The following is a 16491-nucleotide window of genomic DNA, read 5'->3' on the forward strand; positions in this document are numbered from 1 at the left end:
AATAAATCGGGCCTTTTGGAATTTATGTAAAAGCAGGACTTACCGGCTTTAAATTGACAAGTTAATTTCTGAATTTTAATGTAAGTTTGAAAATGGCACATACAAATGGGCCATCTGCATTATCACAAAAATATCTGAAATCTATATAACCGCATGCATACGCTATACCGCCTACAGTTATTATTGTTGCTGCTTTTCGCCGGCACAGCAGCAACGGCACAGAAAATAACCTATTCTGAACCGGAGAAGGACGACTATAAAAGCACCGAGTTTGAGATTATTGGCAAGGTAGCAGGGAATATACTGGTGTATAAAACAGACCGCGGCGACTATGTGGTGTCTGTATATGACAATGCGATGCAGCTGAAAGAAAGGGTTAAACTGGACTTCCTGCCCCGTAAGGTGATCAGTATGGATTTTGTGGCCTATCTGGATAAAGTGCTGATGATCTACCAATTCCAGCGCAAGGATGCGGTATACAGTTTCTGCGCCACCATGTCGCCGGAAGCTAAATTTGCAGATGCACCCATCCTGATCGACTCCACCCGCATCGGTATCTACTCCAAAGAGAACAAAGTATATTCTGTTGAAGTATCGGAAGATAAGAATCGCATCATGGTGTATAAGATCAACCAGGATAACGAAAACAACAACGTATTCTATACCTTCCTGTACGACAGTGCCATGAGCCTGGTGAACAACAGCCGTTTATCCATGCCCATGCAAAAGAAACAGTTCCTCAGCAACTTTAATCTTACCAATACCGGCGACCTGCTCTTTAATAAGCTGGAACGCACGTCCAACCGCGACTATGTGGTGAGCGGCAGTATGGTCGTGAAACGTTCGCTGGTCGACAGCTTTGAAACCTCTGTAATGGCCTTCAAAGCACAGCTGCTGGATGAAGTGAAAATGAAGCTTGATAATAATAAGCAAACGGCCCTGGTCACCGCTTTTTATTATAAACAGAAAAGGGGAAATGTAGATGGCTTGTATCTGTACAAGTACGACTACGCCAATCATAAAACGGTGTATGAGAAATCGCAGGTATTCCCCGATGACCTGAAAATGAATGCCCGTGGCGAATCCAGCACCGCCGCGGCCTTTAACGACTACTTCATCCGTAAGATCATCAATACCAGTAACGGTGGATTCCTCCTTACGGCAGAATCTTTCTCCACCTCTTCCCGCTACCAGCCCTGGAACCGGTGGAATTATATGTACGGCAGTCCTTACGGCGGCATGTACGCCCCCTATTACTACTCGCCTTACTCTTCCATGTACTACAATCCCTACTACTGGAATAATTCACAGGGATTACGTTATCATTATGATAACGTAGCGGTATTGTCTTTCGACGATGAGGGCAATATGCAGTGGAATAACTTTGTTCATAAGAGCCAGTATGACGATAACGCCGACCTGTACCTGTCTTACCTGATGGTAAACGTGGGCAGCGAATTACGTTTTCTGTATAATGAACTGGACAGAAGGAATTATATGTTGACAGATGTAAGTCTGGCCCCGGGAGGTAAAGTGAACCGCATGCCTACGCTGCGTAACCTGGATAAGGGTTTCACCTGGATGCCCCGGTATGGCAAACAAATCAGTGGCCGTACGGTAGTGATACCATGCATTTACAGGAATTATATTTGCTTTGCTAAAATTGACTTTTAATCACACCTTTGCACTGTGATAAGATTTTTCCGCTCAGGCAATCCGCTAACGGTATTGCTGTTGTTAATATACACGCTGGTTGTTAAGTTTTACTATCTGATCCACCCATCTACCTATATGGCAGACGGATCAGAAGGGCTTTTGTATCACCTGCTGGTGAAATGGATGCATACGTTTACAGGCGGCAGCCCGCTGGTGTTTACGTCAATGGCCGTGCTACTGCTGTTTCTGCAATCCCTGCTTTTCACCCGTATCATTAATCATCACCGGTTATTTCCGCGGCCTACTTACCTGCCGGCCATGTGTTACCTGCTGTTTACGTCCATGCTGCAAAGCTGGAACGTATTTTCTCCGGCACTGATCGTAAACCTCATCATGTTGTGGGTATTTACCAGTATAACGGAGTTGTATACACGTACCTCCGCCCGTGATGTAGTGTTTAATATCGGGTTTGCACTGGGGATAAGCGGGCTCTTTTACTTTCCTTCTGTTATATTCTGTTCTTTGTTGCTGTCCAGCATGCTGATTATGCGGGCTTTCCGGCTGGCGGAATGGATCATTGCCCTGCTGGGCCTGATTTGTCCGTTATACCTGATGGGCACCTACCTGTTCCTCACCGGTCAGATGACCCTGCTCTGGAAAATCCCGAATATGGGCGCCTCGTTGCCCATGATCACCGATTATAAGGTTTGGGGCGCCATGATCGCCTGTTTGCTCTTTTTCGTGATAGGATGGCTGCTGTTGCAGCGCCCGCTTAAAAAAATGTTGATACAGGGCCGTAAAATATGGGCGGCACTCATCATATATGTACTGGTAGCCATGATGGTACCGTTCTTTAATGTTCACTTTTCAGCAGCCTACTGGGTACTGGCAGTTTTGCCGATTTCCATGTTCGCCGGCAACGTATTCTGGTCGGTTACCAACGACACTTTTGCCAACATTATCCACTTCTTTGCACTGGCATATGTGATTGTTATGCAATATTTCAGCTGATCCCTTCATTTTAAGGGCCTGATTACCAGTAATTTGTTAAATCAGGACAAACGGCAATGGAAAATTGCGAACGGCGAAGTAATTTTGTCCTTTCCCATTAGTTTTGTCATTCGTATAAATGGTGGCAAAAATGTGGGGAAAAACGTTTTTTAAAAGCATTATTTACACATAAACACAAAACATTTTCAGATGAAATTTGGCGTTGTCACCTTTCCCGGTTCTAATTGTGATCATGATATGATTGATTCCCTGCGTAATGACCTGGGACAGGAAGTTATAGAACTGTGGCATAAGGATAAAGACCTGAGCGCATTCAGCACAGAAGATTGTATCGTATTACCGGGCGGCTTTTCCTTTGGCGACTACCTGCGTTGCGGCGCTATTGCGAAATTTAGCCCTATGATGCAGAGTGTGATTGAATTTGCCAACAAAGGTGGCCGTGTCATTGGTGTTTGCAACGGTTTCCAGGTATTATGTGAAGCAGGTCTTCTGCCGGGCGTATTATTACAGAACCAGCACCAGCAGTTCATCTGCAAAAATGTATACCTGAAAAGCGAAAATACCACTGCATCCCTCACCAAAGATGTAGCCGGCAGACCATTAATGATCCCGATCGCACACGGAGAAGGCCGTTACTATGCCGACGACGCTACCCTGGATGAGCTGTTTAAGAACAACCAGGTGTTATTCCGCTACTGCGATGAGTTTGGCAACATTATTGAAACTGCTAACCATAACGGCGCCATCCGTAACATAGCAGGCATCTGTAACAAAGCAAAAAATGTTTTTGGTATGATGCCTCACCCGGAAAGGGCTACCAGCCTGGCCCTGGGTAATACAGACGGGCAGCTGATCTTACAAAGTCTGATCAATAACAACTAGATAGATTAAAATCAACCAACCAATTAAAAAGAAAAGCATGAAAAAATTATTAACAGCACTGGCTTTATTCGCCTTGCCCATCCTGGCAAGTGCACAGATAGAGAACCCGGTAAAATGGAGCTTTACTGCGAAGAAGGTGAATGCCACTACCTACGAAGTACACGCTACTGCTACGATCGATGCCGGCTGGCATCTGTACGCACAGGAAGCGGGAGAAGGTCCGGTAGCTACCTCGTTTAAGTTCACCAAAAATCCACTGACTGCCGCTGTAGGTAAGGTGGAAGAAGTAGGTAAACTGCATAAGTCATTCGACAAAAACTTTAACTCAGAACTGAAATTCTACGAAAGCTCTGTAGACTTTGTACAAAAAGTAACGGTAAAAGGCAAAGCCGCTACCAAAGTAAAAGGATCTGTGGAGTACATGGTTTGTGATGACCATCAGTGCCTGCCACCGAAAGAAGTGGAATTTGCAGTAAGTGTTGGAGGAAAATAAATTGAATCCGGTAACTGATAACAATACTTGCAAAACGAGTTCCTCAACGGAACTCGTTTCTTGTTTTCTCAGATTTATATTATTTAAAGCCTATTGACTATATGAAGCATTTGCTTTCATTTCTAATACCTGTCTTTGCCCTGTTCGCACTTAGTGCAAACGCGCAGGACGCAAGCCCGAAGCCTGTTAAATGGCAGTTTTCTGCAGAAAAGAAAACTGACCAGGAATATGTGCTGCATCTGAAGGGCACTGTAGAAAAAGGCTGGTTGCTTTTTTCCACCACAATGGGAAACGATGATCCTAATACCAGGGTAGTACTGGATAGCAGCGTAAAAGCCACTATTACAGGTATCACAGAAAATGGTAAACTGGAAAACCGCAAAGAACCATTATTCGATAATCTGGAAATCAAATATTTTGAAAATGAGGTAGAACTGGTGGCAGCGGTAAAATTCGATGGACCAGTTCCCGCCAGCATCAAAGGCAGTGTTAACTATATGGCACTGAAAGGAGAAGAGGTAGCCGGGCCGGAAGAAGAGGCTTTTAAGTTCAATAAAGACGCTTCAGGTAACCTGATAAATGTGGCCGCTGGCTTACAGGAATCTGCGGATAATGCGCAAACATTAAAGCGCACAGCTATCGATTTACAACATCCTGTAAAAGATTGTGGTGGCACAGGCCAGGAAGGCAGTGCCAAAAAGAGCCTCTGGGGGTTATTTATTCTTGGTATGTTAGGAGGGTTCATCGCGTTGTTTACACCATGTGTATTCCCAATGATTCCATTAACAGTATCATTCTTTACAAAACAATCAAAGGACAGGAAAAAAGGGGTGATGAACGCTATCATATACGGCTTTTTCATTTTCCTGATATATGTACTTCTCAGCTTGCCATTCCACTTCCTGGATTCATTGAATCCGGAAATATTGAATAATATTTCCACCAACATTTGGCTAAATCTTACTTTTTTCGTCATTTTCATTGTATTCGCTATCTCATTCTTCGGCTATTTTGAAATCCAGATGCCAAGTAGCCTGGCTAATAAAGTAGATGCCAAAAGCAGTGTGGGAGGTCTTGTTGGAATTTTCTTCATGGCATTAACATTGGCCCTTGTGTCTTTCTCATGTACTGGTCCTATTCTGGGATCTTTACTGGCGGGCTCTTTATCGACAGATGGTGGAGCTATTCAGTTGTCGGTAGGTATGGCCGGGTTTGGATTTGCACTTGCGTTACCTTTTGCGCTCTTTGCACTGTTTCCAGGGTGGCTTAATTCATTGCCCAAATCTGGGGGATGGCTTACTTCTGTAAAGGTAGTATTAGGTTTTCTGGAATTGGCGATGGCCATTAAGTTCCTTTCAAATGCGGATCTGGTTAAGCATTGGGGGCTTCTGAAACGCGAAGTATTCTTTGCTATCTGGATCATTATCGGATTTTGTATTGTATTGTATTTGTTTGGGAAAATTCGTTTCCCACACGATTCTCCGATTAAGAAACTTAGCAAAGGCAGAATCGTTCTTGCCTTGATTTTCCTGGCATTTACAGTATACCTGTTGCCAGGAGTCACCAATACTAAATATGCGAACCGTTCACTCATCAGTGGATTTCCCCCACCGTTGAATTACAGCATTTATGGAGAAGATGCGGCCAAAGGAGTGGAAGCCAATGTAGTAAACGATTACGAGAAAGCACTCAAACTGGCTAAAGAGCAAAACAAACCCCTGTTGCTTGACTTCACGGGTTGGGCATGCGTTAACTGTCGTAAAATGGAGGAGAACGTTTGGCCTAAAGACGAAGTAAAAGTGTTGATAGAGAAAGATTACATTTTGGTTTCTCTTTACGTGGATGACAGGAAGTTATTGCCCGAAGATCAGCAATTCCTGTTTACTACCAGCAATGGGTTTAAAAAGGAGATTAAAACAATAGGAGACAAGTTTGCCACTATGCAAACAGAAAACTTCACCAATAACTCCCAGCCATTTTATGTATTAATTAGTCCTGATGAAAAGTTGCTGACACATCCTGTTGGTTACACACCGGACCCAAAAGCATATGCAGACTGGCTGAAATGTGGTTTGGATGCATTTAAAGGTGCTAAATAGTTAGTTTCTTCTGATAAACAAAGAGGGCTGCACAATTAATTGTGCAGCCCTCTTTGTTTATTTTGAAATGAGTTTATTCAAAATGCGTAGCTGATCAATTCCGCCCCGCTGATCTTCTCCTGCTGGCCCGTGGTAAGGTTTTTTACGCTTACCAGGTTTTCCTGCAGTTCAGATTCTCCGAGGATAATGACATAAGGAATTGCTCTTTTATCTGCATACTTCATTTGTTTATCCATCTTCGCTGGTTCATGGAATAACTCCGCGGCAACGCCCTGCTGACGTAATTGCATCATATAGCTGAAAGCTGCGCGGGAACTGGCTTCTCCCAGGTTGAGGAATAATACTTTGGTAGATTGCTGCGCCGTTTGCGGGAATAGTTTCAGTTCTTCCAGCACATCGTAAATACGGTCAACGCCAAAGGAGATCCCTACGCCGGAAATACCTGGCAGGCCAAAGAGGCCGGTAAGGTCATCATATCTGCCACCACCGCCAATGCTGCCCATTTTCACGGTAGCCGGGGCTTTTACTTCCACGATTAGTCCGGTGTAGTAATTAAGTCCACGTGCAAGCGTCACATCAATGATGGGAGTGGTATTGAAGGTAGCATAGCCGGAGTTGAGCACAAACGACAATTCTTCAATACCTTTTAACGCGGTGGAAGAAGACTGAAGGAGTTCTTTCAGTTGTGCCAGTTTCTCTTCGCTGCTCCCTTCAATCGCCAGGAACTTTTCGATGGTGTCAATATCGGCAGGGGTTAAACCTCGTTCCTGTAATTCTTTTCTTACGCCGTCTGCACCAATTTTATCAAGTTTATCTATGGAGATGGTAATATCGGTGAGTAATTCCGTTTTACCGATCACTTCAGCGAGGCCGAATAATATTTTACGGTTGTTGATGCGTAATTCATAACCCTGCAAGCCAAGTTTTGTTAGCACGGTATCATATATCAGCAGTAATTCTACTTCATTAAGTAAGGAATTGCTGCCCACCACGTCGGCGTCACATTGATAAAACTCGCGGTAGCGGCCTTTCTGCGGTCTGTCTGCGCGCCATACGGGTTGCATCTGGTAGCGTTTAAAGGGAAGGGCCAGTTCGTGTTGGTTCATTACCACGTAGCGTGCGAATGGAATGGTGAGGTCGTAGCGCAATGCTTTTTCAGTAATGGCGGAAACGAGTTCCTTATTATCTTTAGCCTGATGGGCTTCGTTATAGATCTCTCCGTTGTTCAGTACTTTGAACATCAGTTTATCTCCTTCCTCTCCGTACTTGCCGGTGAGGGTGGATAAATTCTCCATCGCGGGTGTTTCCAACGGCTGGAAACCAAATACCTCAAAGGTTTCGCGGATGGTCTGGAAAATATAATTACGTTTTCTCACTACCACCGGGCCAAAATCACGGGTGCCTTTAGGAATACCGGGCTTTATCATCTCTGAAAAATATTAAAAGTTTTATGGTTGCTGGTCTGCGATGTTTTCACAGGCCTGATAGATCATTTTATAAACAGGAGCAAACAGGGCATCGTCAAACCAGGGGTCAGGTACATCCTGCTGATCCGGCAGCAGGAAGGCTACTTTTGCTTTATCCGAGTTGTTCCGGGCTTTGCGCAGCACATCGGCATAATTATTCCTGTCCATTACATAGATGCGGTCAAAGGTATCAAAATCGGCGGTCTGGAACTGCCTGCCCCGTAAGCCGGTGATATCCACACCATTTTTCCGGGCTTCCTTTATGGAGCGGTGATCTGGTGAATGGCCCACGTGCCAGTTGCCGGTACCGGCAGAATCAATTTCCCAGTCCAGTCCCCTTGTTGCTGCCAGGTGCCTCATAATCCCTTCTGCAAGGGGGGAGCGGCAAATATTACCCAGGCAAACCATCAATATCTTCATGCGGATGAATATTTGAATATCAGGCCGCAAACCTACAAGATATTATGGAAATGTGGGTGTATTTGCATCTTTTAACAGGAATTAGAAGAAAAAAACGGGGATTTATGAGTTACAAAGAAGTATTTGCCGCAAATTGTAATAGTCAGTAAATGATCATATTGTAAATCAAAAAATAACAACATGTTGAAAAAATGCCTCAAATTGCGGCTGGACAAGCAAAAGGGTGCGGTTTTAAGTCAGTTTTTTAACATTCCTCTAAAATTCTCTATGACCGATTAAAAAATTATTTTTTGTATAATTGTAATTCGCAACATGGAAACACACGAAGAACAAACAAGCAGACGGCAGGAAAACAGGTATCGGCCAATGGGTGAGCTGATCAGGGGAATATTTTTTATCCTCTTTGGTTTGTTCGCAATCTTTGCGGAGAAACTGGGATTCGGGGAATTTAGAATATCGCCACAGATGATGAGTATTGTTGGTGCGGTTTTAATAGTTTACGGCCTCTTTAGGGTTTATAATGGAGTGAGAAAACTTTTTTTTAACAGGAACTAAAGAGGTGTGATATGTTTTTCAGTTTAGAAAGAATGAATGCTGTATATTTAGCAGCTATTACATTGATGATGGCCGCTTGCGGACAGAATCCAAATGCGAAAAAATTAGATACAGCTACAGAAGGCACCATCCATATAAGTGTGGATGAGACATATAAGCCGCTGATTGATTCGGAAATAAAAGTTTTTCAATCGCTGTATCCAAAAGCACATATCATCCCTACCTATAAACCGGAGGCTGATTGCTTTAAAGATCTTTTAAATGATAGTGCCCGCCTGGTAATCGTTACCCGCGATTTCAACCAGCAGGAACGCGATTACTTCAAGCAAATCAAAATTACGCCTAACAGCCTTTTACTTGCCTGGGACGCGCTTGCGCTGGTGGTAAATAAGGAGAATCCTGATTCTGTGTTGAATATGAATCAGGTACGTGAGATTATGGACGGCACCAATAAAGACAGGAAGTGGCAACTGGTGTTTGACAATGCCAACTCAAGCACCGTGCGGTATATCATGGATTCCATCAACAAGGGTAAACCTCTGCCAACCAATACAATGGCTGCGAAAACCAACCCGGAAGTGGTGGATTATGTGACAAAAAACAAAGACGCGATTGGTGTTATAGGTGTTAGCTGGATCTCTGATCCGAACGATTCATTGTCTATGGCTTTTACACGTGAGGTATCTGTAGTCAGACTAAGAGCAGACAATGGTTCAGAATTTGTTAAGCCATACCAGGCCTATATTGGTATTGGCACCTATCCGTTAAAACGCGGCTTCTTCTATTGCCTGAAAGAACCATATCATGGACTTGGCAGTGGATTTGCAACCTTTCTCGGTAGTTATGAGGGACAGCTGGTAATGAAGCAGTTCCGTTTATTCCCGGCGAGATTGAATGTAGTATTCAGGGAAGCCAACCTTAAGTAGAAGAAAAACACAACTAAAACTAAAAAACCAGATTGCATGAACAAACGGAAAAGTTTAATCGTAGCATTGCTTTGCGCCGCCTCAAGCGGTGTGATGGCCCAATCTGTGGAGGACGGACTGAAAGACCTGTATTACGGTAAGTACCTGTCTGCCAAGCAGAATTTAGAGAAAGTGATCGCAGCAAAGCCTACGGAAGACAAAGCGTATTATTACCTCGGTATAGCCCAACTCGGAATGGATGATGCTGCAGGTGCTGCTGCTACCTTCCAGAAAGGCTTACAGGCAGTACCCACATCTGCTTTACTGCAGGCTGGTATGGGCCGTATTGATCTGATCAATGGTAATGCCGCCGCCGCAAAACAGAAATTTGATGCCGCCAGCGCCGCCACACAGGGCCGCGATGGAGATGTTGCCCGCGCTATTGCTGATGCAAACAGCGAAATCAAAGGTGGCGACCGCGCTTATGCCCTCACTGTAATGGAGAAACTCCTGAACAACGAAGGCCGTAAGAAAAAAGAACAATATACTCCCGTTGCAGCCGATTATATTGAGCTGGGAGATGCTTACCGCTTCCTCGGTGGTGAAAACGGCGGTAAAGCCATCACCACTTATGAAAAAGCACTGGAACTTGATCCAAACAACGCTGAAGCAGTAATGAAACAGGGTTTGGTGAACTATAACGCCAGGCTGAAAGCAGAAGCAGTAGCAGATTATACGAAAGCCACCAACATGGATCCGAAATATGGTCCGGCCTTATATGAACTGTTTCTGTTCTACACCACTCCTAAAAAAGATCAGCTTTCCTGGGAAAATGCAGCGCAATACCTGGAGAAATATATGGCAGTAGCCGATCCTGCTGATAAAACCAAGAATGAACTGCTGTCAGCTTCTATTTCTTTCTTCAAGAAAGATTATGATGCCGCTATCAGTAAAGGTCAGGCAGCATTGCCAAATGCCACCGACGCCTATAAGAACCAGTTGGTACTGCTGATCGGGGACTCTTACCTCCAGAAAGGTGATTCCCTGAACGCGCAGAAAACAATGGATACTTATGTGCAGCAGGTGGGAGAAAGCAAACTGGATTCTGCGGATTACAAACTGTTGTCAGCCATCTACATGAAGCTGAAATCTTCTGATTCCGCTACCCAGAACCAATACAATACAAAGGCCCTGGCTTACCTGGAAAAATATGCAGGTTCTATCACTACAAAAGATCCGGAAACCTTTATCCAGATCGCAGAGCAGCTGAAAGGAGCCCGTAACTACACTGCTGCGGCAGAATGGTATGCAAAAGCGAACGAATTATCTCTCGCTAATAAAGAGCAACTGCAGGCGATCGATTACTTCAACGTAGGTATCAACTACTACTACGGTGCCGTAAATGTTAAGCCTTTCGATACTACTTTGCTGGCTAAAGCCGATTCTGCTTTCCAGAAAGTAATTGAAGCAAAACCTGAGCTGGGTACCGGTTACTACTGGAGAGGCCAGAGCAATTTTGCTAAAGATCCACAGGCCCAGGCCGGTGTAGCAAAACCTTTCTATGATAAATACATAGAAATCTCTGAAGTTGATCCTGCTAAAAACAGGGGTACGCTGATCAACGCTTACACTTATGAGCTGTTATACTACTACTTTAAGGAAGATAAAGCCAATGTAAAAGTATATGCTGATAAACTGACTGCCTTAGATCCGAATAACACCGCTGTTAAACAGATCAACGAAAATATGGCTGCCCGTGAAAAACCAGCCGCCAAACCAGCTGCAAAGCAGGGTCAGAACAAGAAATAGTTATTAATTACATATAATTGCTAAAAACCTCCTGTACCCGCAGGAGGTTTTTTAGTTTCCGGTTGGTGAAAAAAGATAATATTTTAACTCTTAATAGATTTGATAATTGGTCAACTTACAGTATTTTTGCGCATTCGGACAATGTTTTTATCGGGAAGCTTATGTATACAGAAACTGTATTTTTGTCAGCAACGACTACTCCTTTTAGCTATTTCCCTATAGTACTGCAATTAATTGCTGCTTTAGGTTTCGTTGGGATCACGATGTTAGCTACTCACTTTTTAGGTCCTAAACGCAAAACCAGCGACAAGCTTATCAACTTTGAAAGTGGTATCGAGCAAAAGGGTAACGCCCGCCAGCCGGTAGCCATCAAATACTTTCTGACCGCTATTCTTTTCGTGTTATTTGATGTAGAAGTAATCTTTTTCTACCCTTATGCGGTTAATTTCAGGGAATTGGGATGGGAAGGCTTTACGGCCGTGCTGATGTTTGTGGGCTTCTTTTTGTGTGGATTTATCTATATCACAAAGAAGGGTGCTCTGAAATGGGAAGATTAATTAACTCTTTAAATTAAAACCAATGGCTCGTCCGGTTCAATATAATAACAAGGTGAAGATGGTGGAAATCCCCGAGGGATATTCCGGTGAAGGATTTTATGCCACCTCTTTTGACAAGGTAATAGGTTTGGCGCGTAAAAACTCCATCTGGCCTTTACCATTCGCTACCTCCTGCTGTGGAATCGAATTCATGGCTACCATGGCGGCTACTTACGATATGGCCCGTTTCGGGGCAGAACGTATGGCCTTTACGCCACGACAGTGCGATTTACTCATGGTAATGGGTACCATTTCCAAAAAAATGGGACCTATTGTGCGCCAGGTATACCTGCAGATGGCAGAGCCACGCTGGGTAATGGCCGTAGGCGCCTGCGCTTCCAGCGGTGGTATATTTGATACTTACTCTGTATTACAGGGAATCGACCAGGTGATCCCGGTAGATGTATATGTGCCAGGATGCCCTCCCAGACCGGAAGGTATCATCGATGGCTTCATGAAAATACAGGCCCTGGTAGGCCAGGAAAGTCTCCGCCGCCGTAACTCCGACAGGTATAAAGAACTGATGGAGTCTTACGGTATCAAGTAAGGAGAGGGGAATGGTTAATTGTAAATCGTAAATTTCAAATTGTTAATGTCTTTAACAAACGAACGCATACAGCAACGCCTGACGGAGAAGTTTGGAGATGTGCTAACCGGCTTTGAAGAGCCGTTTGGGCTGCTTACCCTCACCGCACAGAAAGATTATAACCTGAAAGTAATGCAATTCCTGTTTGATGATGAGGAATTGCGTTTTCGTTTTTTAACGGATATCACCGCAGTGCATTATCCCGACAGGAAAAACGAAGAACTGGCAGTAGTATATCACCTGCACAACCTGCAGGATAACATCAGGCTCCGTCTGAAAGTATTCACACCCGTAGCCAAACCGGACGTTTTTACCGCTACCCAGCTGTACGCATCGGCCAACTGGATGGAACGCGAAACTTACGACTTCTACGGGATCAACTTTGTAGGACATCCCAACCTGATCCGTGTGCTGAATGTGGACGAAATGACCTATTTCCCCATGAGAAAGGAATTTCCGCTGGAAGACTCCATGCGTATTGATAAAGATGATGAGATGTTTGGAAGGGGAGGAAATCTTTAATACAACGAGGTTATGTTAGATCAGAAACAACATATAAAGCTGCCGGAAGGCTCTATAGAAAAAGATACGACCACGCTCAACCTGGGTCCTACACACCCGGCCACGCATGGCGTATTTCAGAACATTCTGGAAATCGATGGCGAACGTATTGTGAGCGCTGTTTCTACCGTAGGGTATATCCACCGCGCATTTGAAAAGATCGCAGAACGCCGTCCCTATTACCAGATCACGCCACTGACAGACCGTTTGAACTACTGCTCTGCCCCTATTAACAATATGGGCTGGTTACTGACCGTAGAAAAGCTCCTGGGCATTGAAACGCCTAAAAGAGTGGATTACCTGCGTGTTATTATCATGGAGCTGGCGCGTATTGCAGATCACCTGATCTGTAGCTCCGTAATGGGAGTAGATACCGGCGCATTAACCGGTTTCGTATACGTGATGACCTACCGTGAACTGATATACGAAATATATGAAGAGATCTGCGGTTCCCGTCTTACTACCAACATTGGTCGTATTGGGGGCTTTGAAAGAAATTTCACACCCGCAGCTTTCGCAAAAATAGAACGCTTCCTGAACGAATATCCTGCTGTACTGAAAGAGTTTGAAACCCTGCTTACCCGTAACCGTATCTTCATGGAACGTACACAGGGCGTAGGTGCTATCACTGCAGAAAGGGCACTCAGCTACGGCTTCACCGGTCCAAACCTGCGCGCAGCAGGCGTGGATTACGATGTACGTGTAGCCAATCCTTACAGCTCTTACCAGGATTTCGACTTCTCCATACCGGTAGGTACTACCGGCGACAGCTACGACCGTTTCCAGGTGCGTAACGCAGAAATGTGGGAAAGTCTCAGTATCATCCGCCAGGCCATGGATAAGGTGAAAAGCCTGCCGGCAGATGTGTTCCACGCAGATGTACCTGCTTATTACCTCCCTGAAAAACAGGATGTTTATACAAAGATGGAAGCGCTCATCTATCACTTTAAAATTGTGATGGGTGAAGCAGACATGCTTCCGGGTGAAGTGTACAACGCAGTGGAAGGCGCCAATGGCGAACTTGGTTTTTACCTGATCAGCGATGGTGGCCGTAGTCCTTACAGGCTGCACTTCCGTCGTCCATGCTTCATTTACTACCAGGCCTACGCCGAACTGGTGGAAGGCGCCATGTTGAGCGATGCGATCGTTTGTATGAGTAGCCTGAACCTGATCGCAGGTGAACTGGATGCGTAGTTACGCTATTGAATATTTCGAAGATTAAAGCTGAATAAAATAATGGCTGTGGTTCAATTTTCTGAAGAGAAACTGAATAAAGTAAAAGAAATCATTGCACGCTACCCGGAAGGGAAGCAGAAAAGTGCGTTGATACCGGTGTTGCACCTGGCTCAGGAAGCATTTGGTGGATGGCTGAGTGCAGAAACAATGGACTACGTTGCAACTTTACTGCAACTGCAATCAATTGAAGTGTATGAGGTAGCTACTTTCTATAGCATGTTTAACCTGAAACCGGTAGGCACCTATTTATTTGAGGTGTGCCAAACAGGCCCGTGCATGGTAAGTGGTTCTGATCAGATCATTGATTACATTAAAAATAAGCTGGGTATCGGCGTAGGTGAAACTACCGCCGACGGGCTGTTTACCCTTAAAACGGTGGAATGCCTCGGCGCCTGTGGTTATGCTCCCATGATGCAATTGGGAAAACATTACCGGGAGCACCTTACACCGGCTAAAGTAGATGAAATCATCGCAGAATGCAGATCTAAAGCAAACGCCAACTGATGCATCCAAAAAATAACCTGATCATGCGTTTTAAGGAAATGTATCAGCGCCACAAATTACAGGTAGTGGAAGCAATACTGCTGATGGCGTTACTCACCGCATTATGGCGGATCGATAACTGGCTGGTTTCCGTTATTTGTGGCGTAAGTGCCGGGCTCCTGTTTTACAGACTGGCAGAACGCATTTCGCAACACGGCATACGTAAGGCATAAAAGATATACACAAATCTGATAATGGCGCCGGGAATACCGGTAACATTACACCATAAGGAAGACAATGGGACGCAAATTACTGTTAGATAAAGCACATATTGAAGGCATCCGGTACTATGACACCTACCGGAGCAACGGCGGTTATGCTGCAGCTGAAAAAGCGCTGAAAACCCTGGGGCCGGACGGCGTACTGGATGAAGTGAAGAAGAGTGGCCTGAGAGGCCGTGGCGGTGCGGGTTTCCCTACCGGCCTGAAATGGAGTTTCATCGCCAAACCGGAAGGCGTTCCGCGCTACCTGGTTTGCAATGCAGATGAGTCGGAACCAGGTACGTTCAAAGACCGCTACCTGATGGAATTCATCCCCCACCTCCTCATTGAAGGATTACTGATCTCCAGCTTTGCCCTCGGCGCTAACAGTTGCTACATCTACATCCGCGGTGAATACGCCTGGATTCCGGACATCCTGGAACAGGCCATTGCAGAAGCAAAAAATAAAGGCTGGCTGGGTAAAAATATCCAGGGCACCGGCTTCGATCTCGAAATATACGTACAACGTGGTGCAGGCGCTTACATCTGTGGTGAAGAAACTGCCCTGATAGAATCCCTGGAAGGGAAACGCGGTAATCCGCGCATCAAACCACCATTCCCCGCGGTAAAAGGATTATGGCAATCGCCAACCGTAGTAAATAACGTGGAAACACTCGCTGCAGTAGTGCCTATTATCAACATCGGCGGCGACGAATATATTAAATACGGTACCGGCAAATCTACCGGCACCAAACTCATTTCTGCCTGCGGTAATATCAACAAACCCGGCGTTTATGAGATAGAAATGAATATCTCCGTCGAAGAATTCATCTACTCCGACGAATACTGCGGTGGTATCAAAAATAACAAACGCCTGAAAGCCTGTATCCCCGGCGGTTCTTCCGTTCCGGTGTTACCGGCTAACCTGCTGCTGAAAACAGCAAAAGGTGAAACCCGTATGATGACATATGAAAGCCTGGCCGATGGCGGCTTTGCAACAGGCTCTATGCTGGGTTCCGGCGGATTTATTGTAATGGACGAGGACCAGTGTATTGTGCGCAATACCCTTACCTTTGCCCGCTTCTACCACCACGAAAGCTGCGGTCAGTGCAGCCCTTGCCGTGAAGGCACTGGCTGGATGAAGAAAGTGCTGCAGAACATCGAGTATGGTAAAGGCAAAATGAGCGACATCGATTTACTGTGGGATATTCAACGCAAAATTGAAGGAAACACCATCTGCCCGCTTGGCGATGCAGCAGCATGGCCGGTAGCAGCAGCTATCCGCCACTTCCGCGATGAATTTGAATGGCATGTGGCAAATCCTGAAGAATCACAGACCCGCAATTTCGGTCTGGCTCATTACGCAGACCCATTGCCGGCGCCAACACCAGCTGCTGTATAACGGGTATGCATATACTGAAATAAAGAATCAATATATAAAATAAACGTTGCTCCCCGCGAGCACAAAAGATA

Annotated in this window: 17 protein-coding genes; 15 read left to right on the forward strand and 2 right to left on the reverse strand. The window is 45.1% G+C overall.

Annotated elements, in window-relative coordinates:
- Positions 1 to 153 precede the first annotated feature (153 nt).
- From QFZ51_RS07265 to QFZ51_RS07285, 5 genes are all read left to right on the forward strand, one after another.
- Positions 154 to 1674, forward strand: a complete 1521-nt coding sequence (locus QFZ51_RS07265) for a hypothetical protein (protein WP_429044703.1) — start codon at positions 154 to 156, stop codon at positions 1672 to 1674.
- 15 nt (positions 1675 to 1689) lie between these two features.
- Positions 1690 to 2667 (forward strand): hypothetical protein, encoded by a 978-nt coding sequence (locus tag QFZ51_RS07270; RefSeq protein ID WP_370909265.1) that lies wholly within the window; start codon positions 1690 to 1692, stop codon positions 2665 to 2667.
- Between the two features lie 189 nt (positions 2668 to 2856).
- The gene (purQ, locus tag QFZ51_RS07275; protein ID WP_429044705.1) at positions 2857 to 3549 is read left to right on the forward strand and encodes a phosphoribosylformylglycinamidine synthase subunit PurQ; all 693 of its coding nucleotides are present in this window, start codon (positions 2857 to 2859) and stop codon (positions 3547 to 3549) included.
- A gap of 37 nt (positions 3550 to 3586) precedes the next feature.
- Complete coding sequence (locus QFZ51_RS07280) at positions 3587 to 4042, forward strand: protein-disulfide reductase DsbD domain-containing protein (protein WP_370909266.1); 456 nt, start codon at positions 3587 to 3589, stop codon at positions 4040 to 4042.
- Positions 4043 to 4143: 101 nt separating this feature from the next.
- Entirely contained in the window at positions 4144 to 6141 is a 1998-nt protein-coding gene (locus QFZ51_RS07285; protein WP_429044707.1) for a protein-disulfide reductase DsbD family protein, read from the forward strand.
- Between the two features lie 77 nt (positions 6142 to 6218).
- On the opposite strand, the gene hisS is transcribed toward QFZ51_RS07285, so the two are convergent.
- Together hisS and QFZ51_RS07295 are read right to left on the reverse strand one after the other, a co-directional pair.
- On the reverse strand, positions 6219 to 7568 hold the full coding sequence (gene hisS, locus QFZ51_RS07290) for a histidine--tRNA ligase (RefSeq protein WP_429044709.1): 1350 nt from the start codon (positions 7566 to 7568) through the stop codon (positions 6219 to 6221).
- A 21-nt stretch (positions 7569 to 7589) separates the two neighbouring features.
- Complete coding sequence (locus QFZ51_RS07295) at positions 7590 to 8027, reverse strand: low molecular weight protein-tyrosine-phosphatase (protein ID WP_429044711.1); 438 nt, start codon at positions 8025 to 8027, stop codon at positions 7590 to 7592.
- Between the two features lie 312 nt (positions 8028 to 8339).
- On the opposite strand from QFZ51_RS07295, the gene QFZ51_RS07300 reads away from it, so the two are divergent.
- The 10 genes from QFZ51_RS07300 to nuoF all read left to right on the forward strand — a co-directional run bounded on the left by QFZ51_RS07300 (position 8340) and on the right by nuoF (position 16420).
- Positions 8340 to 8582 (forward strand): hypothetical protein, encoded by a 243-nt coding sequence (locus QFZ51_RS07300; RefSeq protein ID WP_370909270.1) that lies wholly within the window; start codon positions 8340 to 8342, stop codon positions 8580 to 8582.
- Positions 8583 to 8593: 11 nt separating this feature from the next.
- Positions 8594 to 9508, forward strand: coding sequence for a substrate-binding domain-containing protein (locus tag QFZ51_RS07305; protein ID WP_370909271.1), 915 nt, complete (start codon positions 8594 to 8596; stop codon positions 9506 to 9508).
- A 36-nt stretch (positions 9509 to 9544) separates the two neighbouring features.
- Positions 9545 to 11296 (forward strand): hypothetical protein, encoded by a 1752-nt coding sequence (locus QFZ51_RS07310; protein ID WP_429044714.1) that lies wholly within the window; start codon positions 9545 to 9547, stop codon positions 11294 to 11296.
- A gap of 65 nt (positions 11297 to 11361) precedes the next feature.
- On the forward strand, positions 11362 to 11853 hold the full coding sequence (locus QFZ51_RS07315) for an NADH-quinone oxidoreductase subunit A (RefSeq protein ID WP_325640829.1): 492 nt from the start codon (positions 11362 to 11364) through the stop codon (positions 11851 to 11853).
- Between the two features lie 22 nt (positions 11854 to 11875).
- Positions 11876 to 12439 (forward strand): NADH-quinone oxidoreductase subunit B, encoded by a 564-nt coding sequence (locus tag QFZ51_RS07320; protein WP_142683785.1) that lies wholly within the window; start codon positions 11876 to 11878, stop codon positions 12437 to 12439.
- Positions 12440 to 12484: 45 nt separating this feature from the next.
- Positions 12485 to 13000, forward strand: a complete 516-nt coding sequence (locus QFZ51_RS07325; RefSeq protein ID WP_079469430.1) for an NADH-quinone oxidoreductase subunit C — start codon at positions 12485 to 12487, stop codon at positions 12998 to 13000.
- A gap of 12 nt (positions 13001 to 13012) precedes the next feature.
- A complete protein-coding gene (locus QFZ51_RS07330; protein ID WP_370909273.1) occupies positions 13013 to 14233 on the forward strand; it encodes an NADH-quinone oxidoreductase subunit D in 1221 nt (406 codons plus the stop codon).
- Between the two features lie 42 nt (positions 14234 to 14275).
- Positions 14276 to 14779, forward strand: a complete 504-nt coding sequence (gene nuoE / locus QFZ51_RS07335) for a complex I 24 kDa subunit family protein (RefSeq protein WP_079469428.1) — start codon at positions 14276 to 14278, stop codon at positions 14777 to 14779.
- 23 nt (positions 14780 to 14802) lie between these two features.
- A complete protein-coding gene (locus QFZ51_RS07340) occupies positions 14803 to 14991 on the forward strand; it encodes a hypothetical protein (protein WP_420987513.1) in 189 nt (62 codons plus the stop codon).
- 64 nt (positions 14992 to 15055) lie between these two features.
- Positions 15056 to 16420: an NADH-quinone oxidoreductase subunit NuoF gene (gene nuoF, locus QFZ51_RS07345; RefSeq protein ID WP_429044718.1), complete on the forward strand. Its 1365-nt coding sequence runs from the start codon at positions 15056 to 15058 to the stop codon at positions 16418 to 16420.
- Positions 16421 to 16491: the final 71 nt, after the last annotated feature.

Source organism: Chitinophaga sp. W3I9 (assembly GCF_050434025.1).
Lineage (GTDB): Bacteria > Bacteroidota > Bacteroidia > Chitinophagales > Chitinophagaceae > Chitinophaga.